We start from the raw sequence: 22,595 nt of genomic DNA on the forward strand, positions 1-22,595 counted from the left end.
AGCTACAAGTCGAATGCGTTTAACTTGAGCTTGCGGCGTGCCGCTGAGGTCCCCTTATGAGAGTTCTGTTATTCGGCGCCACCGGCATGGTTGGCCAGGGCGTCCTGCGTGAATGCCTGTTGGCCGCCGACGTGCAGGAGGTCGTCGCCGTCGGCCGCACGCCGTTGCCTCAGGAGCACGGCAAGCTGCACCAGGTATTGCACAGCGACATGCTCGATTTCCATCCCCTGGAAAACCTGCTGCAAGGCTTTGATGCGTGCTTCTTTTGCCTCGGCGTTTCGTCGGCAGGCATGAATGAAACCCGCTACACCCACCTCACCTATGACCTCACGCTGGTTGCCGCCAGCACCTTGGCGCGGCTCAATCCTCAGATGACGTTTATCTATGTGTCCGGCGCCGGTACCGACCGTTCCGAAGCGGGCAAGTCGATGTGGGCGCGGGTCAAGGGCAAGACCGAAAATGCGTTGCTGCGCTTGCCGTTCAAGGCCGTGTACCTGTTCCGGCCGGGGCTGATCCAGCCGCTGCACGGCGTGCGCTCGAAGACGCCGCTGTATCAAGGTTTTTATGCCGTCCTGGGCCCGTTGCTGTCGCTGGTGCGCCGTGTCAGGCCGGGCTGGGTGGTGAGTACCGAGACGGTCGGCCGGGCGATGTTGCAGGCGGTGCGTCAGGGCGCGCCGCAACCGGTGGTGGAGCAGGCCGATCTCCATCGCTTGGCCGGCGAGCGTCACTGATGTTGCACAAAAGCCTGGTGCGCCGCCTCGACCTGATCACCTTGCAGTTGTTTGTCTCGGTGTTCGAGGAGGGTACGCTGACCCGCGCCGCCGCCCGCGAAGCCATTGCGGTATCGGCCGCCAGCAAGCGCCTGATGGATCTGGAGCATGTGTTGGGCGTGAGCCTGTTCGTGCGCCGCGCCAAGGGCATGGACCTGACGGCCGCCGGCGAAACCCTGTTGCACCACGCACGGCAGATGCTGTTCAACGTCGAAAAAATGGGCATGGAGCTGGGCGAGCACAGCCACGGTGTGCGCGGTTATGTGCGGATGCTGGCCAATCTCTCGGCGATCATTCAGTTCCTTCCGGAAGATTTGCGGGATTTTTCCGGGCTGCATCCCGAAGTGAAGACCGACCTGGAAGAACGCCCTAGTACCGGCGTTGTGCAAGGCGTGCTGGATGGCGTGGCGGACCTGGGCATCTGTTCCTGCGATACCGATACCAAGGGCCTGCTCAGCGTGACCTATCGCCACGACAAACTGATGGTACTGATGCCCGCTCATCATCCGCTGGCCGCGCGCGACAGTTTGGCTTTCGCCGAGACGTTGGGCAGTGACTACGTGGGGCTGCATGTTGCCAGTTCCATCAATATGCGCACCCATGCCGCCGCGCGCGAGGCCGGCAAGATGTTGCGCCTGCGCATTCATGTGCCGGGCTTTGATGCAATGTGCCGCATGGTCCAGGCGAATATGGGCATCGGTATCCTGCCGCAGAAGGCCTACGAACTGTTTGGACGTGCGCTGGGCCTGCACGCGGTGCCGCTGACCGACGCCTGGTCGGACCGCCGATTGATCCTCGTGGCGCGTGACGAGGCGCAGTTGTCGCCGGTGAGCCGTTTGTTGTTCGATTATCTGAGCCTCTCGATGCCTGCCCTTGAGCGGCCTGTGAGTTCTGTCCTACAGACTATTCGCTGAGCGTTCGCGTTTTGCGAACGAACCTTGCCGACTGACGGTTGGATTTCTCTAATGCCGGTCCTCTAGCCTTGGTTCACATTCCAAGAATAAGAGGTACACCTCATGACGACTCCCCTGAGCGGCATCAAGGTGATCGAGATCGGCACCCTGATCGCCGCACCGTTTGCCGCACGGTTGATGGCCGAGTTTGGCGCCGAAGTGATCAAGATCGAATCCCTGGGCCAGGGCGATCCGCTTCGCAAATGGCGAAAGCTGCATGAAGGCACGTCGTTGTGGTGGTACCTGCAATCGCGCAACAAGAAGTCGTTGGCCCTGAACCTCAAGTCCAGCGAAGGCCTGGGGCTTATCAAGCAACTGCTCGGCGACGCCGACGTCCTCATCGAAAACCTGCGCCCCGGCGGCCTGGAAAAACTCGGCCTGGGCTGGGACGTATTGCACTCTCTAAACCCCAAGCTGACGCTGGTGCGCATCTCTGGCTACGGCCAGACCGGCCCCTATCGCGACCGCCCGGGGTTTGGTGCTATCGGAGAGGCCATGGGCGGCATTCGCTACACCACCGGCAACCCGGATTCGCCGCCGGCGCGGGTGGGGGTGAGCCTGGGTGACTCCCTTGCGTCCCTGCACGGTGTGATCGGTGCCTTGATGTCCTTGCTGCGGGTCAAGACCGGCCAGGGTGATGGGCAGGTGGTCGATGTGTCCCTGGCCGAAAGTGTGTTCAACGTGATGGAAAGCCTGGTGCCCGAATACGACATGCTCGGCCATGTGCGTGAACGCAGCGGCGGCGCGTTGCCCGGCATTGCACCGTCCAATACCTACCTGACCGCCGATGGCGCCTACGTGGTGATTGCCGGCAACAGCGACCCGATCTACAAGCGCCTGATGACCGCCATCGGCCGCTCCGACCTGGCCGAAGCCGCTGAGTTTGCCCACAACGATGGCCGCGCGGCCAAAAGCGCCGTGCTGGATGCCGCCATCACCCACTGGACCAGCAGCCTGCCCATCGAACAAGTGCTCAGCGCGCTGGAAGCCGCTGAAGTACCGGCCGGGCGCATTTACTCGGTGGCGGACATCGTCAGCGATCCGCACTACCAGGCGCGCGACATGTTGCTCAACGCCCAGTTGCCCGGCGGCGTGTCGGTGAAGATGCCCGGCATCGTGCCCAAGCTCTCCGAGACACCGGGCGCCGTGAACTGGCAAGGCCCGGCGCTGGGCCAGCACACCGACGACATCCTCAGTGGGCTGGGCCTCGCCGACGCCGATATCCAACGCTTAAAAAATACGGGGGTGGTGCAATGATCCAGGATTATTCCGAGCCATTGATCGTGCAGGAAGTCTCGCCGCGCGATGGCCTGCAAATCGAACCGACCTGGGTCGAGACGGCCGACAAGATCGCGCTGATCGACCAACTCTCTCTCGCCGGGTTTTCACGGATCGAGGCGGGCTCGTTCGTCTCGCCCAAGGCCATCCCGGCGCTGCGTGACGGCGAGCAAGTGTTCCACGGCATCGAACGCAAAGCGGGTGTGATCTATGTCGCGTTGATCCCCAACCTCAAGGGCGCCCAGCGCGCCATCGAGTCCCGCGCCGATGAACTGAACCTGGTGATGTCCGCCAGCCAGACCCACAACCTGGCCAATATGCGCATGCGCTGCGAAGCATCGTTGGCGGCGTTTGCCGAGGTGGTGAGGTTTGCCGCCGACCATCCGGTGCGCCTCAACGGCAGCATCGCCACCACCTTCGGCTGCCCGTTCGAAGGCAAGGTCGACGAAGACCGCGTGCTGCAGATCGTGCAGGCCTATCGCGAGCTGGGCATCCAGGGCATCACCCTGGCTGACACCACCGGCATGGCCAACCCGCGTCAGGTGCAGCGTTTGGTGAAACGCGTGCTGCAACACGTGCCGGCCAGCGACCTGACCCTGCATTTCCACAACACCCGTGGCCTGGGTTTGTGCAATGTGCTGGCCGCCTACGAGGCCGGCGCACGGCGTTTTGACGCGGCGCTCGGCGGCCTTGGCGGCTGCCCGTTTGCGCCGGGGGCGTCGGGCAATATCTGTACCGAAGACCTGGTCAACCTGTGTGAGGAAGTGGGGATTCACACCGGTATCGACCTGCCGCATCTGCTGACCCTGTCGCGCCGTTTGCCGGCGCTATTGGGCCATGAGTTACCCGGCCAGGTGGTCAAGGCCGGGCGCAACAGTGACCTGCATTCACCTGCGGCTTACATCGCCACGTTGTAACGCCATACCAGACAACAAAAACAATCGGACGCCCATGAGCGGTCCGCTGGAGAAGCACAATGAGCACTGATACGTTAGAGACTGGCGCGCACCCGGTCGGCAAAGACGACGCCATTAAAGCGGTGGTTAAAAAGGTCGCCTGGCGCCTGATGCCGCTGATCATGGTGTGCTACCTGTTCGCGTTTTTTGACCGGATCAACATCAGTTTCGCCAAGTTTCAATTGCAAGCCGACCTGGGCTTGAGCAATACCGCGTATGGCCTGGGGGCGGGTCTTTTCGTGGTGGGTTACGTCCTCTTCGAAGTGCCGAGCAACATGATGCTGTACAAGTTCGGCGCACGGCGCTGGATCGCACGGATCATGGTGTCGTGGGGGCTGGCGACCGCCGCCATGGTGTTCGTCACCGCGGAGTGGCAGTTCTACGCGCTGCGTTTTCTGATCGGCGCCATGGAGGCCGGTTTTGCCCCTGGCGTGCTGTATTACCTGACGCTTTGGTTCCCGCAGGATTTCCGTGGGCGCATCACGTCAATGCTGTTCCTGGCTTCGGCGTTTTCCGGGCTGGTGGGCGCGCCGTTTTCCGGGCTGGTGCTGGAACACATGGATGGCGTGCTGCAGATACGCGGCTGGCACTGGTTGTTCCTGCTGGGGGGCCTTCCGTGCCTGCTGTTGGCGTGGATGGTGCTGACGCAACTCAAGGACCGCATTGAAGATGCACATTGGCTGAGCGCCGACGAAAAGGCCCTGTTGGCCAGCCGCATCGCGGTGCATGAAGTGCACAAGAAAGGCTCGTTGCTCCAGGCTGTGCGCATCCCGGGTTTCCTGATGCTGGGGCTGATCTATTTCCTGATCCAGGTGGCGTCCTACGGCCTCAACTTCTGGGCGCCACAGTTGATCCGAAGCGCGGGTATCGAAAGCCCGATGGTGATTGGCTTGTTGACCGCCATCCCGTACATCTGCGGGGCCATCACCATGGTCGTGGTGGGGCGTTGGTCGGACGCCACAGGTGAGCGTCGCAAGTTCGTCAGTGGGTTGGTGGTGTTGGGGGCGATTGGCTTCTTCTGCGCTGGGATCTTTGATAACCACACCACCTTCCTGATCATTGCGCTGGGTTTGCTGGGGGCCGGCATTATTGCCTCGATCCCGACGTTCTGGACGTTGCCGCCCAAATTGCTGGCAGGTGCCGGCGCCGGTGCGGCGGGCGGATCGCGTTGATCAATACCCTGGGGCAACTGGGCGGTATCGTCAGCCCGGTAATGGTGGGGCGCATCAAGGACATCACCGGCAGCACCACGCCGGCGCTGTATGTCATTGGCGTGTGCGCGTTGGTTGCCGCGGCGCTGCTGATGTGGGGCCTGCCGCAAAAAATGCTTACCTCCGACAAGCGCTGACCTCGTTTCACGCAGCGGCCAAGGCTTTGGCCGGCGCGTTGGCGAACTGAATCAACGCCACTGCGGCCATCAACAACAGCGCCCCGACGACACGGGGCGTTGTCAGTTGGCGCTGCGCCAGGCCGAACAGGCCGAAGTGGTCGAGCAGCAGCGATGCCAGCATCTGCCCGGCCAGGGCCAAGGCAATAAACCCCGATGCCCCCAGCTTGGGCAACAGCATCAACGCCAGGGAAATAAAACACACGCCAAATGCACCGCCAGCCCACATCCACAAGGGTGCCTGGGTGATAAACGCCAGGCTCGGCAAGGGCAGTCGCAGGGCGATAATCACGGGCAACAACACGATGATACTCACCAGCAACGAGGCCAAAGTGGCCCACAACGGGTGGCCGAGCCCGCGCCCGAGGTTGGCGTTAATCGCACTTTGAAACGGCACCACCGCGCCAGCCATCAGCGCCAGCGCGCCCAAACCTGCCCAATGCCACATCGTCATGTCGAAACTCCTAGAGGTTTTGCTGGACTCTAAGTTATTCGTCGCGCAAATTTAAATTCAAAGTTTTTATGCTGAGTATGCAGCTGATGAATGACCTGCGCCGTATCGACCTCAACCTGTTGGTGATCCTCGACGTCTTGCTGAGTGAGCAACATGTCACCCGCGCCGCCGAACGCCTGCACCTCAGCCAACCGGCGGTCAGCCATGCGCTGGCGCGCTCGCGTGACCTGTTGGGTGACCCGTTGTTGGTGCGCCAGGGCGGCGCATTGGTGCCGACCGCGCGTGCGCTGGAGCTGGCTGCCCCACTGGCCGAAGCCCTGGCCCAGGTGCAGGCACTGCTGGCGCCGAATCGCTTCGACCCAGCCTCGACCAAACGCCGTTTTCGCGTGGCGATGTCGGACTACAGCGCGGCAATTTTCCTACCCAAGTTGATCCGTGTGCTGCGTCGTGAAGCGCCGGGCATCGACTTGCAGATCATCCAGGCCAGCCGTGAGGGCATGGTGGACGGCGTGCTCAATGGCGATCTCGACCTGGCCGCCGGGGTATTTCCCGACATGCCCTGCGAGCTGCGTACTACGCCATTATTCGAAGAGCACTATACCTGCCTGGTGGACCGCAATAGCCTGCCGGAAAACGCCACGCTCGATTTGCCTACCTACCTGGCGCGTCCCCACGTGCTGTTGGAAATGCGCGGCAGCGGTACCCCGGAAATCGAACGGGCGCTGACGGCGATTCGCGAGCGGCGCCATGTGGCAGTCAGCCTGCCGCACTGGGGCGTGGCGCCGCAGTTGATTGAAGGCACGGACTTGATCCTGACGGTGTCGTCGCGGGGGTTGCTGAATATCGATCAGCAGCATTTGCTGGCCGTGCCACCGCCGTTTCATATCCCGGCGTTTGCGTTTGAGCTGGCGATGGCACGCGCGGCGCGGCGGGGATTCGGGGTTGCAGTGGTTGATTGGGCGGGTGCAGGGCGTATTGACGTAACCCGCTCGTGGCATTTGCACTCCTTGGTAGAACAGGCAGAATCCCTCCACGTTCAACCTCTCCAGAGTCGCCGCCATGACCCCATCCCTGCTGCTCGCGGTCCTTGCTTCAGGCTTTATCTATGGCATCACGCCTGGCCCTGGTGTGCTGGCTGTGTTCGGCATCGGCGCCGCCCGAGGCCGTCGCGCCGGGGCGGGTTTTCTTTGCGGGCATTTGCTGGGGGATGTGGTGTGGTGCAGCACGGCGCTGATCGCGATTGTCGGCGCGCGGGAAGTGGGCAGCAGTGCGTTTGATGTGCTGGGCGTGCTCAGTGGGCTGTACCTGTTCTGGCTTGGCTGGCGCGCGATTCGCACCCGCCAACGTAGCGGTGATGCGCCACAGGGCGCGGCGCGGCATCCGTTCTGGCACGGCATCGTGTTCGGCTTGACCAACCCCAAGGCTTACCCGGTGGCGGTTGCAACCTTCACTGCGTTGCTGTCCAGTCGTGCCGAGATGCTGACCTGGGCGATGCTGCCGGGGTTGATTGTTTTGAGCTTTATCGGCGGCCTATTGGCCTATGCGATCCTGGTCGGCGTGGTCGGCGCGCAGCGCGTGCGCACGGTGTATCAACGTCATGAAATCCTTATCACCAAGCTCTGCGGCGTGATGTTTATCGGTTTCGCCATCAATGCCTTGGCGCATGCATTACCCGACCTGTTCGGCAGTAAACCGGTCTGATGCGGCAACGACCGTTCGTCGTGCGGGCAAGTTTTTTCTAAACCTTTACCGTCCTGAAAATTCGAATTCAGGGCGGGGCGTGTTCCCCCGCACTTATTTTTGCCCTGGAGGAACCCATCATGAGCCGCATGGCTATCCGGTTACGCACCGCCAGTTTCGCGATGCTGCTGGGCCTCGGCGCCAGCAATGCTTTCGCCCAGTCGCCTGCTGAATTCATCGAGCAGGCATCGGCCAAAGGCATGGCCGATATCGAAACCAGTCGCATGGCCCACGCCAAAACCTCGTCCCAGGAAATCAAGGACTACACCATCGAGGTAATCAACGAGCGCACCCTTGCCAACCAGCACCTGGCCGCCATTGCCAAGAAGCTCGACCTGCCTGTGGCGCCGCGCGAGAAGATCGTCGACAAAGCCGAGACCCTGATGCCTGAACTCAAGGACGGCGACTCCTTTGATGCCGCCTACACCGCGCAACAAGTCAAGGAAAATGAAGACGCTATCGCCCTGTTCAAGCAGGAGGCGCTGCTTCGGATGTCCCGGAAATCAAAGCCCTGGTGGACGAAACACTGCCTAAGCTGGAAGAGCGTTTGCACAAAGCCCGTGCTTTGGCATCGACCTACGGCAAAGGTCATCAAGGCGACGGTTGAGGCCTTGGGTTGAAATAAAAAACGGCGGTTGGATTTGATTCAACCGCCGTTTTTTTTGCCTGGCTCAGAATGCCAGAGCCGCCTGGCCTGTGCCTTCCAGCGCGAGCAAATATTGCTTGGCTTGCAGCCCTCCGGCGAAGCCGGTGAGGCCGCCCGACGCACCGATCACTCGATGGCAGGGGGCAATGATCGAGATCGGGTTACGCCCGTTGGCGGCGCCGACCGCACGCACGGCTTTGGGGTTGCCGATCTGTCGGGCGATCTGGCTGTAGCTGCGGGTTTCACCGAAGGGGATGGTGAGAAGTGCCTGCCAGACTTGCTTTTGAAAGTCGGTGCCGGTGAAGTCCAGTTCCAGCTCGAATGTGCTGCGTGTGCCGGCGAAGTACTCCCGCAACTGGCGCTCGGCTTCCAGCAGCACCCGGCTGTCGTTTGCCTCGCGCAATTCGCCCAGGCGCACTCGGTTGGCGCGCTCGCACTCCCACAAAATGGCGCTGAGTTTGCCATCACGCGCCACCAGGGTGAGCTGGCCGACGGGGGAGGGCATGAGCTTGTAGTCGTAGGGCATGGATGGGCTCCTCAAAAGGCCGGTTCAAACGGTTACGTCGTGACTGTAGTTCTATCAGCCGGGTGGGAAACTACGTTTCTTGCGATCAAATTCTGCAGGGTCTAAAAGCTCCAGTACGCCCAGTTTGAATAATGCGGTTACACGCATAACCAGACGATGTAATACAGGGCTTTGAGCACTGAGGGTGTCGACATTGCCAGAAACGAGACCCCATTGAGCGCGGTGATGATCGCGGCGAACAGGGTCACGCGTCGACTGGCATGGCGCCTGGCTAACTGTACAGTCGATGACCGGTATTTCGGTAGGGGTCAAGGACGTGTATGAGTGCGCGCAGAGGGCGCAGGAGAGAGGTATTGCGGGGTTTTTCGATGGTATTACAGCGTGTGTGGTGCCTCTGTGAGGACTGTCAGAAACGCGTCGATCAACACATTTTTTGTTTCAGCGCGAGTGAGTACGAGCAACTGTGCACACGCCTCCAATTCCATCATCGGCCTGTACGTCACACCTTTGTTCATCAGGCTTTGCGCACATTCGGGTACCAGCGCCACGCCTTGCCCGGCTGCCACCAGCGCGATGATCGAGGTGATCTGCCGCCCGGTAGGCCCCCGTCGCAAGGGCCGGTCGTGGAGGCGGTAAAGCGCTTCGATGGATTGGTTCAGCCCCGAGCCGTAGTCCGCCGGAAACAGAATCAGCGGATACGCGCTCAACTGTGCGAGGCTGATCTGCGCCAGGTTCGCCAGCGGGCTGTCGGTGGACACCGCCGCGACCAAGCGCTCTTCACCCAGCGACAGCGCCTGCACGTCTTTGCGTTGCGGCAACAGCCGGCTCAGGCCCATATCCAAGCGCCCATCCGCCACCTGTGCGCCCAGGTTGCCGGAGGCGCACTCCACCAAGGTCAACTGCACGTCGGGAAAGCGTTGGGCGAAGGCCTGGATCGCCTGGCTGAACAGATCCGATAGGGCGATCGAACTGGCATAGCCCAGCGCCAGTTGCCCGGCGGTGCCCGCGGCCAGTTTATCCGCCATGACCTGAGCCAGCGCCACCTGTTCCAGCACACCACGTGCGTAGGGCAGGAACGACCGGCCTTGCGCGGTGAGGGCCACTGTGCGGCTGGTGCGATCGAAGAGCTTGAAGCCCAACGCGGTCTCCAGCGCCGAAATGTGACGTGTCAGCGGCGGCTGGGCCAGGTGCAGGCGAATGGCCGCGCGGCCGAAGTGCAATTCTTCGGCGACTGTCAGAAAGTAACGCAGCTTGCGTAGGTCGAGCATCCAGGTCCTTGGGTATCAATCGGTCGTCATTCGGTATTGGTGCAAAACCTTTCGGCCATTCTATAAAGGCCTTTCAACATAAAACGAGAGGTTTCATGAAACCGCGCCTGCATTGTGCCCGCCTTGCCCTCTTCCTGTGTGGTTGCGCGGCGTTTCTCAACCTGTACGCCACCCAGAGCATCTTGCAAATCTTTGCCGCGCAGTTTCAGATCAGCGCGAAGGCTGCCGGGTGGAGTATCACCGTGACCACGCTGGCGGTGGCGCTCACTGCGCCGTTTGTCAGCCGCCTGACTGGGCGTTTCGAGCAGCGCGCGGTCATCGCCGCGGCCGCGCTGCTGCTGGCGTTGCCGACGCTGATGACCGCGTATGCCGACAGTTTTGCCGAAGTGCTGGTGTGGCGCTTCGTAGAAGGCATGTTGATACCGGTGGTGTTTGCCACCAGCGTGGCTTACATCGGCGACCGTTGGAGCGGCGGTACCGTCACTGAAGTCACCAGCCTGTATGTCGCCGGCACGGTGTTGGGCGGGTTTGCCGGGCGTTTTGTCACCGGCGTGATGACTGAATATGTCGGTTGGCGCGAAGCCTTTGAATTGCTTGCGGCGTTGAGCCTCATGGTTGGCGGGTTTATTCAGTTCCTGCTGCCGGCCAATCGTGCGCGAGCAAAGCGGCTCAGTGGGTCCGTTTCAGGTGTTTTTCGTCAACCGTTGTTGGCCGCCTATGCCGTAGGCTTTTGCGTGTTGTTCTCTCAGGTCGCGACATTCACCTACGCGGGCTTGTACCTTGGCCTACCGCCGTTCAACCTCGGGCCTGCGGCCTTAGGTACGCTGTACATGGTGTTCCTGCTGGCGCTGGTTGTGATCCCTATCGCAGGGCGCCTCAGTAAAGCCCGCCCGCATGGCCAATTGCTGACGGGTGCTGCGTTGCTTGGCGTAAGTGGGTCGGCTCTGACCCTGGTGCCATCTTTGTGGTGCATCGTGACCGGCCTCGCCCTGAGCTCCACCGGCGTATTCCTCGCCCAGGCCGCTGCCAACGCCTTCACCACCGCGACCGCTCGCGATAACAAAGCCGCTGCCGTTGGGGTCTACCTCACGTGTTACTACTTGGGTGGCAGTTGCGGCGCTATCGCTCCGGCGTTGATCTGGGAGCAGTGGGGCTGGGCGGGGTGTGTGGCGCTGATCATGGGTTTTCAGCTGCTGACTCTGGTCATAGCGCTGACCGGGTGGCGGCCAGCGCAGCCTCTACGGGAGCGAACATCGTGACGTTATCCGGCGCCGCTTGCCCCTGAAGGCGCCTATCAAGGGCAGCGCAGCCAAGAGACACCACGATCTTAAAAGGGCGCCGCCAGCGAAAAAGGAATGCGTAACGCACCGATCGCCCCTTCACGGGTACCGCACATTTCGTCATGTACGCACTGCTGCACCAGCACACACGGGAATGGCGGCACTTGCTGCAACAGGTCGCGTAAATGCGTGCTCGACCGGATGCGCAAAGTCTTGCCGCTGTCGTCCAGTAACGTCATCTCGAGGTGCGCAAGTTTTATACGCGCAATATAGAAACCGCCTTCCAACGACAGTAACTCCAACTCACGTATTTCGCCTTTTTCGGCCAGTGCGGTCAGCCTGCGCAGATTCATGATTCACCTTCGCTGTGGGTGTTATTGGCGTCGAAAGAACAGCGTGACCTGGCCCCACTCCACGCCGAATTTGGACATGCTCGACCGGTTGATCATCGTGTCTTCATCCATCAAGTACATCCAGTCGTCAAAGCTCACTTCGTACACCGACCCGTCCACGGGCAGGTTGAGGCGGTAGCGCCAACGCAATGCGTTCCCGGCCACTTCGCCGATGGCCTCACCGACCACATCCCCGGCCCGTCCGCGCCAGCGCCCCGGGCCATCGGGCGTGAGCGTCCATACGCGTTGCTGGCGCGTGCCATCGCTGTACAGGAATTTTTCGTCGAGAATAAGGTTGTTGCCCTCGCGATGACTGGCAATATCCACCTCAAAACGCTTGGCGACTTCGCCCGAGCGTTTCTCGAATATTCCCCAGGCCTTGACGGGTTTACTGAAGAAGCGCTCCAAGTCCAATTGCGGCTTTTGGTCGGCATAGTGCTCGACACCGACGTTACCGCAGCTGCACAGGCTCAATAGCAGGAACAGTGAAACCAGCAGGCGCTTCATTGCCTGGCTCCTTGATCGTGCGAGGCGTCATGCCAGCGCTCAAGGTCTTATAGTTGTACAGAATTTTGTGTTTGTATAGATTTTTGGTCAAGGAACTACTGAGCCCCTTTATCGGCCACGCAGCCTTCTCGGACTTTCAATGGGTCAGGACGGCTGCGAGAAGCTTGGGGGGTTGTGTCAGCGGCAATCTGGATTTGATGCTGGTTCGAGCAGCGCGTTAGCTAAGTTTCAATGCGCTATAGCTTATGTAAGGCGACTCTAAAGGAGGGCAGTAGAGTCGCGATGCAGTGGAAAGTCGATTTATTATTTATTGGTTGTTTTCGGTAGGTTTATTTTTTTATGAAGCTTTCTCGCTACGTCTTGCCTAGTGAGCATGACCAGCATGCAAAATACGGAAAATATCGAGATGGCGACAATGCTCAGTAAGATGCCTCGTTGCCCTTTTAGCCCATCGGCGATATGCGTGCGGTAGTTGTCGAGCAAGAAGAACGAGCAAATAGTATCTAACTGGTCTGTTGTGAATCCAAGTTCGGAGAAGGCTTCAAGCGACTCAGTCGATTGGCATTCCGTATTTGATAGCGTTGGTTCGGATTTGAAAAAGTAGAATTTTGCATTCTCTTTTGAAAGATAAAATGACGGGGCTTCGGGGGCGTCTTTCAACGAGACCATCAGGTAGGGTGAGTTTGTGACAGGTACGATGAAAGAAATGATAATAAAAAAGAATATAAGCAATCCAACGGTGATGTTTTGGGTGAGCTTGGAAAATAGCGTTTCTTTAAATGTTAATGTACTGAAGTTATTCCAATTTATGTAGTTTCTTACTTTTGCCACGTCCCTGTGACAAAAGCCATGCTTTTTGATCCACTCTTCAGCAAGTTTTGTCTCGGTCAGATTTTGCGCGGGTATATTAAATTCGAAACGGTAGTACTCAACCTCGCGCAAGTTTTTTCGAACGAGTTCATATTCTTCATCTTCGAATTTAGTAGAACCCCCAAAAAAGCGCCACATGAGGTCGCGCAAAAATATTAGTGAACCTGAGCGCTTGTAGATATAAAAAATCAACGCGCAGATTGCAATTCCACTCAGCATGCTTGCCAGCGTGGCGTAGTTCTGGAAGGTCCAGTCTACGATGTTGGCGTCGATATTTGCATTGGGTTGTGACACAGCGTCATCCTTGGCTTGATTTTGATAAAAATTAGGGTTTTGGCAATTCTGTTATGAAGGTGTGCATGTCCAACTTATCCCTAAGTTGTACGGCTAGCGCTACGCAATGAGCGTACACGACCGCAGAGAGCGCAGGTTGCCGGGCAGGTCGCTGATGTGGAAACGTAGGGGGGATGATGCGGAAAAACGAGGGGAACGCAAAAAGTGGAGCGGGTAGAGGGAATCGAACCCTCAACTAAAGCTTGGGAAGCTTTCGTTTTGCCACTAAACTATACCCGCTCAGAGCGGCTGACTTTGTACCAGATGTTCGCCTGGATTTGAAGTTTTTCTTTGGAAATGTGCAAGTTATGACGAGGGAGCGCGCTCCCTCGCCACCGTCAGGTGCCGCCTCAAACCGCAAATGCATGCTGTGTCTGGCCTTGGCTGTAACGCAACCGGCTGATCGGCCGCTGCGGTTTCAAAAGCCCACGACCGCGTCCCGACTGTCCCGGCATGCCGCTTTGTGTTCCATGTCCAGAAAATGTCCTGTCGCCGCAATGGTGCTGAAGCTGCTGTTGACCACATGCTGGCCAAACAGCTTGGCATCCTGGGCGCTGGTGTATTCGTCCCATTCACCGTTCAAAAACAACACCGGAATGTCGATGGCCTTGGCTGCCTTGAGGTAGCACAGGCGATCGCTGTTGAGCACTTGGCTGATATGGAAGTGCATCTGCCCGTATTCGTGTTCGGCCAGGCTGCTGACATGTTTGTAGTTGAAACGTTTGAACAGCGACGGCAGGTGTTTGCCGATGGTGCTGTTGACGAGGTGCCCCACGCGATCGCGGTCGAGGTTACCGAGGTAGTCGACGCCGCGTTCCAGGTAGTCGCGCATGGGCGCATTGATGACGGGCGAGAACGAGCTGATCACCGCTCTTTCCACACGGCGCGGGCGGTGGGCGAGGGCGACCAGGGTGGCGGCGCCGCCCCATGAGAATGACAGCACGTGTTCGGCGGCGAAGTGATCGATCAACTCCAGAAGGATCTGGCCTTCGACTTCCTTCGTCAGCATTTGCTCATGGCGGTTATGGATTTTGGAGCGGCCAGCGTAGGGCTGGTCGTACAAAACCACATTGAATTGCGGGTGCAGGCTTTTCACGGTTTGGGCGAAGGATGCCGTGGTGGCCATGGAGCCGTTGACCAGGATGATGGTCTTTTCAGCAGCGTCCGCGCGATAGAACTCCGTGTAAACCCGATACTGACCCTGTATATCCAACACAGCGATTTCTGGCCTCATGTCGTAAGACTCCTGGCAAGCGGGTAGGGCGCGCAGATAACTCTGCACGAGCTTTGTGACAGGTAGGCATACGCCTGGAAAAGGAAGGCCCATGTCGGTCCGATGACGGCTGGCCGGCGGGTGTTGTTATGGCGGGCTGTTTGCCTGGAGGGCCCGCAGATCAAGCGCGGGCGATGGCAAGGTAGGTCTTGGAGGTTATAGGCGACTCGCCAGTCATCATTGGGCTGGTGAATGGGAGTCAAGCACAGACTCGGTATCACGCAAGTGGTTAAAAAGAGATTTGGCTTTCACCGGCCGAACGGTCTTCAAACCTGATGGATTTCCTCAACGGTCAACGCGCGATATTCGCCCGGCGCGAGTGCAGGATCCAACTCAAGCGGCCCCATGCGTTCGCGATGCAAGCCAATCACTTTATTGTTGAAGTACCCGAACATGCGCTTCACCTGGTGGTAACGCCCTTCGATGATGCTCAAGCGCGCCGTCGTCGGCCCCAGCACTGCCAGCTCGGCAGGTTGGGTGGTGAGGTCTTCAAACGCGAAGTACAGGCCGGCGGCAAACGTCGCCGCGTAATCGGGGCCGATAACGTCTTCAGTTTCTACCCGGTACACCTTGGGCAGTTTGGTCGTCGGTTGCGTGAGACGCCGCGACCACTGGCCGTCATTGGTGATCAACATCAGCCCGGTGGTATTGAAGTCCAGGCGCCCGGCAATATGCAGCTCGTTTTTATCCGGCTCACGCAGTAAGTCGAGGACCGTGGGGTGTTGCGGGTCCGACGTTGCGCTCACGCACCCCCTGGGGCTTGTGCAGCATAAAATAACGCGCCGGTTTGCCCGCCTGCAGCACTTCAGCATCAAGGCATACGCGGCTGAATTCGCGGACTTCGTAGTGAGGGTCGCTGACCGTCACGCCATCCACGCTGATCCGTCGTTCAACCAACAACCGTCGCGCTTGCTGGCGATTGAACCGCGGCAAGTTGCTGAGGAAGCGATCAACCCGCATTGCGGTTGCGCAACTGTTCGTCCACTTGGGCGCAACGTGGGCACAGGCAAGCCTGGTTGCGCACTTCATCGGGCAGTGCTTGGAGCACCGCAGGGTCGATGGTGACGCTGTAGCACCAGCAGGCCTGGTCGGCGGTACGCGGGTCGGCCAGGGAGCAGTCGTTGCGGGCGCCGCAGGCGGGACAAAGGGTTGGCGTGGTCATGGGGCGGGCTGCATCGGGCATGGTTCGCTTGGACCTGCACGATACAGCGCCCACCCTCGACCGGCTACTTACAAATGGAACTTGCTGACCAGCCCATTGAACGAAGTGGCCAGGCGCGACAGGGCCTGGATGTCTGGGTGCGATGGGCCTGTGCTCGCACCTCACCGGCGCGAGCTGCTTGGATTGCCGCGTTGAGCGCCAGCAGCTTGGTCTGGTCGGTAATGCTGCGGATCACATCATGTATCAAGTTGTTACCGAAACGCACCAGATTCGGTTTTTGATGTCAGATATTTCGTCATTCAGTGAAAGCTGAATGCCGCCCTTCAGCGTCGCTGGAGGTGCTCTTTCGCGGTCCAGGAGGCCGCCATGTATCGACGACTGCTGCTCAGCGCTTTACTCGGTCTAACCCTTTGCGCTTGTGTGCCCTACTACGATGGAGGCCAAAGCTACTATCGATCCGAGGTCTACACCTCACCGGCGCCGGCGTACTACTACGGTGGTGGCTCCGCGTACCCGTACCGCCGGGATTACTACCCGTCGCCACGCTATTACGCGCCTGCACCGCGTTACTACTCTGCGCCACGTTATTACCAGCCTGCACCGCGCTACTATCCGTCGGGACCAAGGGCCGGTTATCGGCCTTACCCGAACCAGGGCTGGGGCGATCGTTGGGGCAACGGTGGGCGTGGGCGCGGTGAGCATGGACGCGGCGGTCATGGCGGTGACCGGGGTGGTCACCGTTGACAGGTCCCATGACAAAGCGGCGCATGAAGCGCCGCTTTTTTGTGGGCCGATATCTCAATAATCGGACAAGTCGGCCAACGGGTGGCGACCTTCCCACGCCTTGGTAAAGTGCGCCTGCACTACGGTTTCCGGGATCTTGTCGATGTCCGTCCAATGCCAGTGGGGCTTCTGGTCCTTGTCGATCAACCGCGCGCACGCCTTCGCTGAATTCCGGGTGACGGCAACAATTGAGGCTCAGCGTGTATTCCATCTGGAACACTTGGGCCAGGGACAAATGGCGGGCGCGCTGGATTTGTTCCCATACCAGGTGGGCGGTCAGTGGGCAGCCTTCGCTCATGGTTTTGCCGGCGCGGCTGAATAATGGGTCGGCGTGATCGCGCAATTGGCTGATGGCGCGCCAGGCGCCGTGTACATCCCCCACATCCAGCCACGCGTCGATCTGCGCCCGGCGGGGCAGCCATTGCGCTTCGGGTAGCTGGCCCACGGCCTCCTGAGCCAGGGCCTTGAGCAGGCTGTTGAGCTGCATCGCGGTCTGTTCCTGCCAGTTCAGTTGCAACAAGCCGTCGAGCAGTTCGTCTTGTTGATCGTCGCGCAGGAAACGGTCGGCCAGGCCCAAATCCAAGGCATCTCTACCGTTGAGATGGGCGCCGGTGAGCCCGAGGAACACCCCCAGTTTCCCCGGCAGGCGCGACAGAAACCAACTGGCACCCACGTCCGGATACAAGCCGATGCTGATCTCGGGCATGGCCAACCGACTGCTCGGCGTAACGATGCGTATGGCCGCGCTCTGCAGCAGGCCCATGCCACCGCCCAGCACGTAGCCGTGGCCCCAGCAGATCAGCGGTTTTGGATAGGTATGCAGGCGATAGTCGAGACGGTATTCCGCAGCAAAGAACTGCGAGGCCAGTGCCGGTACTTCGCCTGGCTGCTCAAGGCAGGCCAGGGCCAGGCTGCGCACTTCGCCACCCGCGCAAAACGCTTTGGGGCCGTTGCCGCGCACTAACACGCAGACGATTTGCGGGTCTTTGGCCCAGGCATCCAGGCGCTCGCCCAGGGCCAGGATCATCGGCAGGGAGAGGGCATTGAGAGACTTTTCAGCATCGAGGCTGGCGATGCCGATACGGGCGCCGGCGCTGCCGGTCAGCTCTTGGAAGTGCAGGTTCATCATGACCTCATTCAAGAAGGTGAAGGATGAGTATGGTCGCGCCAAGGGAAAGTGCGGTTGGTGTGTTAGATCAATTGACAAGCGGGGTCAGCTTTCCTAGGGTTCGCCCATTCTTTTTTACACGATGACCTCACGATGACCGAAGGCGACCGCATCAAACTCGAACCCAGCTGGAAACACGCCCTGCGCGATGAATTCGACAAGCCTTACATGACTCAGTTGCGCGAGTTCCTGCGCCAGGAGCACGCCGCCGGCAAAGAGATCTACCCGCCCGGCCCGCTGATTTTCAATGCGCTTAACTCAACCCCGCTGGACAACGTCAAAGTGGTGATCCTCGGGCAAGACCCCTACCACGGCCCTGGCCAGGCCCACGGTTTGTGCTTCTCGGTGCAGCCGGGCGTGCCGGCGCCACCGTCGTTGGTCAATATCTATAAAGAACTCAAGCGCGACCTGAACATCGACATCCCCAACCACGGCTACCTGCAAAATTGGGCCGACCAAGGGGTGCTGATGCTCAACACCACCATGACCGTTGAACGCGCCAACGCCAACGCCCATGCGGGCAAGGGCTGGCAGTTCTTTACCGATCGGATTATCGAAGTGGTCAGCGAGCATCAGCCGCATCTGGTGTTTTTGCTGTGGGGCGCCCATGCGCAAAGCAAGCAGAAGCTGATCGATGCCACCAAGCACTTGGTGCTGACGTCGGTGCATCCGTCGCCGTTGTCGGCGTATCGCGGGTTTTTGGGGTGCGGTCATTTCAGCCGCACCAACAAGTTTCTTGAGCAGAACGGCGAAACGCCGATTGAATGGCGGTTGCCACCGCTCTGAGGGCTCAGGCCTTATCCGGCTGGCGGTTCCAATGCCGGAACAATGGCTCCGCCAAAAACAATACAAACAACAAGCGCATCACTTGCATCGCCGTGACCAACGGCACAGACAGTTGCAGGGTCTCGGCCGTGAGGCTCATCTCGGCAATGCCGCCCGGCATCATGCCCAGGGTCAGGGAGCGCAGGTCGAGGTGGGTCAGGGCACTCAAGCCCACCGCCGCCAGTGTCGCCAAGGCCATGGTCAGCGCCGTACCGATCAGGGTGCGCCCCATGAATGACGGCGCGCTGCGAAAAAACTGACGGTTGAAGTGGCAACCCAGGCCGCTGCCGATCAGCCATTGGCCAATCTGGCTGCCGCCGTCGGGCAGGCCGATATGCAGGTCCCACACCACGCTGGCGGTGGCGCTGACCAACAACGGTCCGAACAACCACGGGTTTGGCTGATGCAAACGCTGCCAGCCCCACGCCACCAGCGCGCCGACGGGAAACAGCAACGCCAGCCAGGCCCAACTGACCGGTGCCGGATGAAACTGCGGCGCGCCGCCTCCCAGCAAATACTTGAAGATCGCCGGTACACACAGCACCACCACCAGCACCCGCAAACTCTGGCCCGCCGCGACACGGCTGAGCACCGCGCCATTGCGGGCGCCGAGGTTGACCATCTCGCCGGAGCCGCCCGGCATGCTGGAGAAAAACGCGGTGGCTCGGTCTTCACCACTGCGGCGCATCAGCCACACACCGACCACGCTCGACAGGCTGGTGACCAGCGCGCCGAAGAAGATCAGGCCGAAGTGGCTCATCACCTGCTCGATCACCAGCGGCGTGAAATGCAGCCCGATGCCGATGCCCACCACCCATTGGCCGCATTTTCGCCCGCCGGGAATTTCGGCCAATTGCCACGGCGTGAGGCAGCGCACCAGGATGATCGCCAGCAGCGAGCCGACCATGTACGGCAACGGCCAGCCGACGAGGCTGGCCAGGTAACCGCCGGCCAGGCCGACCAGCGGTGTTGCCCACCATTGTTTAAAGGTGACCTCAGACATCGGCCAGTGCACGACGCTGTTGCACACGTTTACGCCAGATACGCAGCAGCGGTACGAACAGCATGATCGCGGTCAATACCCAGACGCCGAAGGTGATCGGGCTCGACCAGAGGATCTCCAGCGCACCGTTGGAGATCGACAGCGCGCGCCGCAGGTTCTGCTCCATCAGGCCACCGAGGATAAAGCCCAGCAGCAGCGGCGACAGCGGAAAGTCGAGCTTGCGCAGGATGTAGCCGAAGATGCCGATGGCGATCATCAGGAACAGATCGAAGGTGGTGGCATGCACTGCATAGACGCCTATCGCAGTGATAATGGCGATCACCGGCACCAGTGCCCAGTTCGGCACGGCGAGGATACGCGTAAAGATGCGGATCATCGGGATGTTGAGGATCACCAGCATAATGTTGGCGATAAACAACGACGCGATCAGGCCCCAGACAATGTCCGGTTGCTGTTGGAACAGCAGCGGGCCCGGCGTGATGTTGTACAGCGACAGGGCACCGATCATCACCGCCGTGGTACCCGAGCCTGGAACGCCGAGGGTCAGCATCGGCACCATGGCGCCGCAGACTGACGCGCCGATGGCTGTTTCCGGCGCGGCCAGGCCACGCATATCGCCTTGGCCGAATTTGCCGCTGGCACCCGCGATACGTTTCTCAGTCATGTAGGCCACGGCCGAAGCCATGGTCGCTCCGGCACCCGGCAACACACCGATGATGAAGCCCGACACGCCGCAACGGATATTCACGGTCAACACCGACAAGGCTTCCTTGACGTTGAACATCATGCGTCCGGTGGCTTTCACCGCTTCCTGACCACGGTGGGTTTTTTCCAGGAGCAGCAGAATCTCACTGATGGAGAACAGGCCCAGCACCAACACCACGAACTGGATGCCGTCGGTGAGGTGGATGTTGTCGCCGGTAAAACGGTACACGCCACTGTTGGCGTCGATGCCGACGGCCGAGAGGAACAGGCCAATCAGCGCCGCTACAAAGGTCTTGAGGGGCTTGTCGCCGGCCATGCCGCCCAGGCAGACAATCGCGAACACCATGAGTACGAAATATTCCGCCGGACCGAAGGCAATCGCCCATTTGGCCAGCAGCGGGGCAAACAGCACCATGCCGCAGGTGGCGATAAACGCGCCGATGAACGAACTCCACGCCGACAACGACAGCGCTACGCCGGCCAGGCCTTTACGGGCCATTGGGTAGCCGTCGAGGGTGGTCATCACGGTGGAGGCTTCACCCGGAATGTTGAGCAGGATCGAGCTGATACGGCCGCCGTATTCACAGCCCAGGTACACCGCCGCCAACAGGATCAGTGCCGACTCCGGCGGCAGGCCCAGGGCGAACGCGATGGGGATCAACAGCGCCACGCCGTTGATCGGGCCCAGGCCCGGCAACAGGCCGACCACCGTACCTATCAAGGTGCCGCACAGCGCGGTCACCAGGTTATAGGGGCTCAGCGCGATGCCGAAGCCCTGGCCCAAATAGCCAAAAGTATCCATATCAGTTCTCCAGAACGTCGAGCAGACCGAGGGGCAGCGGTACGTCCATGGTTTTATCGAACAACAGATAAAGACCGACGCTCATCAAGGTGATGATCACCGCACCGGGCAACCAGCGGCCGCCGTACAGCCGTGCCATCGGTATACCGATCAGCATGCTGCTGAGGATGAAACCCAGGGATTCGAAAGTGCCGGCAAACACCAGCAACAACACCACACAGATCGCGATCTTGATCAGTGTCGGTCGGTCCAGCGCGGGTTCGTCGTCGGTGTGTTTGGTCGGTTGCGGGCGAATCAGCATATAAACAAGCGCCAGCCCCATCAGCCCGAGCAGCAGCAATGGGAAGGCCCTGGGCCCTACGGGCTCGTAGGAAAAGGCCGCCTGATACGGCCAGGCCATCAGCGCCAAGCCGACACAGGCCAGTAACAGCACGGCCGCGAAAATGCGTTGTAAGAGCATGGGAAACTCCTGGGCCACGTCTGTGCTGCGCAAAGACGTGGCTGCGCGAACAGGGGGGGGGCGTTTACTGGATCAGGCCAAACTCTTTGGCCAACACTTTGTAGTCAGCCACCTGCTTCTTCACGTAGGTGTCCAGCTCCGGGCCGGTCATGGCGAACGGGAACAGCTCGCGTTGGTCACGCAGCTTGGCGAACTCGTCGGAGGCCAGCAGTTTGTCGAAGGCGTCTTTCCACCAGGCGTACTCGGCATCGCTGACTTTTGGCCCCAGGTAGAAACCGCGTACCACCGGCCAGACGATGTCGTAGCCTTGCTCCTTGGCGGTCGGGATGTCTTTCATTTCGGGCTCGTCCAGGCGCTTCTCGGAGAACACCGCCAACAGGCGCATGTCACCGCTGAGGATGTGCGGCATGGAGTCGGAGATGTCGGTACTGCCGACCTGGATGTGACCCCCGAGCAGAGCGGTGGCGATTTCACCGCCGCCTTCAAGGGCCACGTAACGCAACTCGCGCGGGTTGATCCCGGCGGCCTTGGCGATCAGGGCGGTTTGCATCCAGTCCTGGCTGCCGACGGTGCCGCCGGAACCGATCACTACGCTACCCGGATCTTTCTTCAAGGCTTTTACGAGGTCGTCAAGAGACTTGTAGGGCGAATCGCTTTTCACCGCGATGGCGCCGTAGCTGGTGCCGACCGCGGCCAACCAGCGCACCGCGCTTTCGTCGAAACGCCCGAACTTGCCCTGGGCCAGGTTCAGCAGCGAACCACTGGACCAGGCCACCAGGGTGCCGGCGTCGGCAGGGCGCTGGGCGACCACCGCGTTGTAGGCCACCGCGCCCACGCCGCCGGGCATGTAGGTCACGCGCATCGGCTTGCTCAGCAACTTCTCGTTGACCAGCGCGCTTTGCGCCAGTTTGCACGTCAGGTCAAAACCACCGCCGGGGGAGGCCGGGGCGATGCATTCCGGGCGCTTGGGCTCATCGGCGGCCAGCAGTTGGCCGGCAAACAGCATGCAGCCGGCGGCGAGGGCCAATTTACGCAGTGAAGGGGTCATGGTTAT

19 protein-coding genes, 1 tRNA gene and 7 pseudogenes are annotated in these 22,595 nt (G+C 60.3%); 11 read left to right on the top strand and 16 right to left on the bottom strand.

From position 1 onward, the window contains the following. The first annotated feature begins 56 nt into the window (after positions 1 to 56). The 5 genes and pseudogenes from AB4O25_RS25640 to AB4O25_RS25660 all read left to right on the top strand — a co-directional run bounded on the left by AB4O25_RS25640 (position 57) and on the right by AB4O25_RS25660 (position 5,305). The gene (locus AB4O25_RS25640) at positions 57 to 731 is read left to right on the top strand and encodes an NAD(P)H-binding protein (RefSeq protein ID WP_017529624.1); all 675 of its coding nucleotides are present in this window, start codon (positions 57 to 59) and stop codon (positions 729 to 731) included. Then, complete coding sequence (locus AB4O25_RS25645) at positions 731 to 1,684, top strand: LysR family transcriptional regulator (RefSeq protein WP_460150137.1); 954 nt, start codon at positions 731 to 733, stop codon at positions 1,682 to 1,684. The genes AB4O25_RS25640 and AB4O25_RS25645 overlap by 1 nt, the downstream gene beginning before the upstream one ends. A gap of 102 nt (positions 1,685 to 1,786) precedes the next feature. Continuing rightward, on the top strand, positions 1,787 to 2,980 hold the full coding sequence (locus AB4O25_RS25650; RefSeq protein ID WP_460150138.1) for a CaiB/BaiF CoA transferase family protein: 1,194 nt from the start codon (positions 1,787 to 1,789) through the stop codon (positions 2,978 to 2,980). Then, positions 2,977 to 3,918, top strand: coding sequence for a hydroxymethylglutaryl-CoA lyase (locus AB4O25_RS25655; protein ID WP_017529621.1), 942 nt, complete (start codon positions 2,977 to 2,979; stop codon positions 3,916 to 3,918). Before AB4O25_RS25650 ends, AB4O25_RS25655 begins: the two co-directional genes overlap by 4 nt. Before the next feature lie 59 nt (positions 3,919 to 3,977). Next, a pseudogene (locus AB4O25_RS25660) lies at positions 3,978 to 5,305 on the top strand (MFS transporter). A 7-nt stretch (positions 5,306 to 5,312) separates the two neighbouring features. Here AB4O25_RS25660 and AB4O25_RS25665 read toward each other — a convergent pair. Beyond that, positions 5,313 to 5,798 carry a DMT family transporter gene (locus tag AB4O25_RS25665; RefSeq protein WP_017529619.1) on the bottom strand — a complete coding sequence of 162 codons (486 nt, stop codon included), beginning with the start codon at positions 5,796 to 5,798 and terminating at the stop codon, positions 5,313 to 5,315. 77 nt (positions 5,799 to 5,875) lie between these two features. On the opposite strand from AB4O25_RS25665, the pseudogene AB4O25_RS25670 reads away from it, so the two are divergent. From AB4O25_RS25670 to AB4O25_RS25680, 3 genes and pseudogenes are all read left to right on the top strand, one after another. Next, a pseudogene (locus AB4O25_RS25670) lies at positions 5,876 to 6,782 on the top strand (LysR family transcriptional regulator). Between the two features lie 75 nt (positions 6,783 to 6,857). Further along, positions 6,858 to 7,499 carry a LysE family translocator gene (locus tag AB4O25_RS25675; RefSeq protein WP_068937768.1) on the top strand — a complete coding sequence of 214 codons (642 nt, stop codon included), beginning with the start codon at positions 6,858 to 6,860 and terminating at the stop codon, positions 7,497 to 7,499. Between the two features lie 119 nt (positions 7,500 to 7,618). Further along, a pseudogene (locus AB4O25_RS25680) lies at positions 7,619 to 8,145 on the top strand (DUF4142 domain-containing protein). Positions 8,146 to 8,209: 64 nt separating this feature from the next. On the opposite strand, the gene AB4O25_RS25685 reads toward AB4O25_RS25680, so the two are convergent. Together AB4O25_RS25685 and AB4O25_RS25690 are read right to left on the bottom strand one after the other, a co-directional pair. Beyond that, positions 8,210 to 8,710 (bottom strand): methylated-DNA--[protein]-cysteine S-methyltransferase, encoded by a 501-nt coding sequence (locus AB4O25_RS25685; protein ID WP_017529615.1) that lies wholly within the window; start codon positions 8,708 to 8,710, stop codon positions 8,210 to 8,212. A gap of 374 nt (positions 8,711 to 9,084) precedes the next feature. After that, complete coding sequence (locus AB4O25_RS25690) at positions 9,085 to 9,978, bottom strand: LysR family transcriptional regulator (RefSeq protein ID WP_460150139.1); 894 nt, start codon at positions 9,976 to 9,978, stop codon at positions 9,085 to 9,087. Positions 9,979 to 10,073: 95 nt separating this feature from the next. Here AB4O25_RS25690 and AB4O25_RS25695 point away from each other — a divergent pair, with 95 nt between their 5' ends. Then, complete coding sequence (locus tag AB4O25_RS25695; protein ID WP_460150140.1) at positions 10,074 to 11,237, top strand: MFS transporter; 1,164 nt, start codon at positions 10,074 to 10,076, stop codon at positions 11,235 to 11,237. A gap of 68 nt (positions 11,238 to 11,305) precedes the next feature. Here the strand turns inward: AB4O25_RS25695 and AB4O25_RS25700 are convergent, their stop codons facing one another. The 8 genes and pseudogenes from AB4O25_RS25700 to AB4O25_RS25735 form a co-directional block, all read right to left on the bottom strand. Next, positions 11,306 to 11,611 (bottom strand): DUF6482 family protein, encoded by a 306-nt coding sequence (locus AB4O25_RS25700; RefSeq protein ID WP_017529612.1) that lies wholly within the window; start codon positions 11,609 to 11,611, stop codon positions 11,306 to 11,308. Positions 11,612 to 11,632: 21 nt separating this feature from the next. Next, positions 11,633 to 12,157, bottom strand: a complete 525-nt coding sequence (locus AB4O25_RS25705) for a DUF3833 domain-containing protein (RefSeq protein WP_017529611.1) — start codon at positions 12,155 to 12,157, stop codon at positions 11,633 to 11,635. A gap of 303 nt (positions 12,158 to 12,460) precedes the next feature. Continuing rightward, positions 12,461 to 13,321 (bottom strand): DUF6216 family protein, encoded by an 861-nt coding sequence (locus tag AB4O25_RS25710; RefSeq protein WP_460150141.1) that lies wholly within the window; start codon positions 13,319 to 13,321, stop codon positions 12,461 to 12,463. 205 nt (positions 13,322 to 13,526) lie between these two features. Further along, positions 13,527 to 13,600: transfer RNA gene (locus tag AB4O25_RS25715), tRNA-Gly, on the bottom strand. A gap of 110 nt (positions 13,601 to 13,710) precedes the next feature. Beyond that, positions 13,711 to 14,594, bottom strand: a pseudogene (locus tag AB4O25_RS25720) (alpha/beta fold hydrolase). 305 nt (positions 14,595 to 14,899) lie between these two features. Beyond that, a pseudogene (locus tag AB4O25_RS25725) lies at positions 14,900 to 15,593 on the bottom strand (16S rRNA pseudouridine(516) synthase). Further along, positions 15,583 to 15,795: a cysteine-rich CWC family protein gene (locus tag AB4O25_RS25730; protein WP_017529606.1), complete on the bottom strand. Its 213-nt coding sequence runs from the start codon at positions 15,793 to 15,795 to the stop codon at positions 15,583 to 15,585. The pseudogene AB4O25_RS25725 and the gene AB4O25_RS25730 overlap by 11 nt, the downstream one beginning before the upstream one ends. Before the next feature lie 127 nt (positions 15,796 to 15,922). Then, positions 15,923 to 16,033: pseudogene (locus AB4O25_RS25735) on the bottom strand (methyl-accepting chemotaxis protein); the annotation flags it as partial. A gap of 128 nt (positions 16,034 to 16,161) precedes the next feature. Between AB4O25_RS25735 and AB4O25_RS25740 the strand changes: the two are divergent. After that, positions 16,162 to 16,539 (top strand): hypothetical protein, encoded by a 378-nt coding sequence (locus AB4O25_RS25740; RefSeq protein ID WP_083221617.1) that lies wholly within the window; start codon positions 16,162 to 16,164, stop codon positions 16,537 to 16,539. Between the two features lie 54 nt (positions 16,540 to 16,593). On the opposite strand, the pseudogene AB4O25_RS25745 reads toward AB4O25_RS25740, so the two are convergent. Next, a pseudogene (locus tag AB4O25_RS25745) lies at positions 16,594 to 17,704 on the bottom strand (enoyl-CoA hydratase/isomerase family protein). Between the two features lie 135 nt (positions 17,705 to 17,839). Here AB4O25_RS25745 and ung point away from each other — a divergent pair. Next, positions 17,840 to 18,532 (top strand): uracil-DNA glycosylase, encoded by a 693-nt coding sequence (gene ung / locus AB4O25_RS25750; RefSeq protein WP_065877103.1) that lies wholly within the window; start codon positions 17,840 to 17,842, stop codon positions 18,530 to 18,532. Between the two features lie 4 nt (positions 18,533 to 18,536). Here the strand turns inward: ung and AB4O25_RS25755 are convergent, their stop codons facing one another. The 4 genes from AB4O25_RS25755 to AB4O25_RS25770 all read right to left on the bottom strand — a co-directional run bounded on the left by AB4O25_RS25755 (position 18,537) and on the right by AB4O25_RS25770 (position 22,589). After that, positions 18,537 to 19,574 carry an AbrB family transcriptional regulator gene (locus tag AB4O25_RS25755; RefSeq protein WP_026067404.1) on the bottom strand — a complete coding sequence of 346 codons (1,038 nt, stop codon included), beginning with the start codon at positions 19,572 to 19,574 and terminating at the stop codon, positions 18,537 to 18,539. After that, positions 19,567 to 21,081, bottom strand: a complete 1,515-nt coding sequence (locus AB4O25_RS25760; RefSeq protein ID WP_017529601.1) for a tripartite tricarboxylate transporter permease — start codon at positions 21,079 to 21,081, stop codon at positions 19,567 to 19,569. Before AB4O25_RS25760 ends, AB4O25_RS25755 begins: the two co-directional genes overlap by 8 nt. A 1-nt stretch (position 21,082) precedes the next feature. Then, positions 21,083 to 21,541: a tripartite tricarboxylate transporter TctB family protein gene (locus AB4O25_RS25765; RefSeq protein WP_017529600.1), complete on the bottom strand. Its 459-nt coding sequence runs from the start codon at positions 21,539 to 21,541 to the stop codon at positions 21,083 to 21,085. A 64-nt stretch (positions 21,542 to 21,605) separates the two neighbouring features. Beyond that, positions 21,606 to 22,589 carry a Bug family tripartite tricarboxylate transporter substrate binding protein gene (locus AB4O25_RS25770; RefSeq protein WP_017529599.1) on the bottom strand — a complete coding sequence of 328 codons (984 nt, stop codon included), beginning with the start codon at positions 22,587 to 22,589 and terminating at the stop codon, positions 21,606 to 21,608. Positions 22,590 to 22,595 lie beyond the last annotated feature (6 nt).

The sequence above is a fragment of the Pseudomonas sp. S3_A03 genome (assembly GCF_054668275.1).